Source organism: Kocuria sp. ZOR0020 (assembly GCF_000800955.1).
Lineage (GTDB): Bacteria > Actinomycetota > Actinomycetes > Actinomycetales > Micrococcaceae > Kocuria > Kocuria subflava.
In genome coordinates, this window is record NZ_JROX01000171.1 from 1 (window position 1) to 1,542 (window position 1,542).

General features: G+C 67.6%; 1 protein-coding gene. It reads right to left on the bottom strand.

Going from position 1 to position 1,542, the window contains the following annotated elements; all coding sequences use genetic code 11:
- Nucleotides 1-34: 34 nt before the first annotated feature.
- A protein-coding gene (locus L979_RS10525; protein ID WP_094067111.1) for an IS3 family transposase occupies nt 35-1,422 on the bottom strand; the annotation gives its coding sequence in 2 pieces (ribosomal slippage) (nt 35-1,080 and nt 1,080-1,422; 1,389 coding nt in all).
- Between the last annotated feature and the right edge of the window lie 120 nt (nt 1,423-1,542).

Sequence of the window (1,542 nt, forward strand, 5' to 3'; positions counted from 1 at the left end):
CGGAATTTGTCAAGGTAGTTGAGGCCGGTGGGTGTTAGGCGGCTAGCTCGATGCCGGTGTTGTCGGCGGGTTGGTTGATCCAGGCCGTCGGTGGGATGGCCAGGATCTTCGGATCGCGGTTGGTGGCGAATCGTTCGGGGTTGCGGGCGCGGGCGGCGGCCAGGACGAGAGCCCGCTCGCCAGCCTTCGCCGCGGCGAGGCCGTAGTGGACGTCAGCGGGGGTGTTCAGTCCGATGCCGGTGTGGTGGTGGTGATGGTTGTAGCCGGCGACGAAGTCGGCCATGAACGACCGGGCGTCAGTCAGGGAGCCGAAGCGTTCGGGGAACACGGGCGCGAACTTCAACGTCTTGAACCACGCTTCGGAGTAGGGGTTGTCGTTGCTCACCCGGGGCCGGCTGTGTGACTTGGTGACCTCCAGGTCCGCCAGGAGCGCCGCGACGGTCTTGGACGTCATGGACGTGCCCCGGTCGGCGTGCACGACCTGCGGGATGCCGTGGACCCCGAAGATCTCCTTCATCATCTCGGCCGCCAGGACGGCGGACTCGGCCGCGTGCACGTGCGCGCCGACGATGTAGCGGGAGTAGATGTCGATCATCACGTAGGCGTCGAAGTAGGTGCCCTTGATGGGCCCGGCGAGCTTGGTGATGTCCCACGAGTAGACCTGCCCGGGGGCGGTGGCGACGAGCTCGGGGATGGTCCGGGCCGGGTGGCGGGCCAACCGGCGGCGCTCCTTGATCTGCGCGTTCGCGGTCAACACCCGGTAGATCGTGGAGATCGACCCCAGATACACGCCCTCGTCGAGCAGGTGGGCGTAGATCTGGATCGGGGGCAGGTCCACGAACCTGGGGCTGTTCACGACCGCCAGGACCTCGGCCCGTTCCGCGTCGGTGAGCTTGTTCACCGGCACCCGGGCCCTGGTCACCACCGGGGTGCGGGGGCGGCGGGTCGCGGTCGCCCGCGACACCCCGACCAGGATCGCCGCGGCCCGGGTCGGGACCCCCGCACCGGTCAGCTCACGGTAGGTAGCCATCAACGCGTGGTGTGCTCGGAGTCGTCCCGCGATCTCTTGGTAAGCACGTCCAAGAGATCGTGTGCTTTTCCCATGATCACCAGCGCCGCCTCGGTCGTCACCAACCTCCGCTCGGCCTTGTCGAGCTGACGGCGCAACCGGGCGATCTCCGCCTGCTCGGCCGACAGCCGCCCGATCTTCTCCCCAGGTTGTTTCCCCGCGAGGACCCCTGCGTCACGCATCCGGCGCCACTCGCTGACCAGCGAGGAGTACAACCCGTGCTCGCGCAGGTACGCACCGCCCAGGCCGCTGGCGACGGCCACCTCGTAGGCGGCCAGGTGGTCAAGCTTCTGCGCCGAGGAGAACGACCTCCGCGAGGTCGGACCCCCCGAACGAGGTCCGGGACTGGGCATACGACCATCGTCGCGCACCGCGATCAAAGACGAACTCATGATGATTGGACTCCTGGTTCACGCCCCACGCTGGCGGACTTGCTATGAACCACCGGCCTCAACTCATCCTGACCCGTAGGG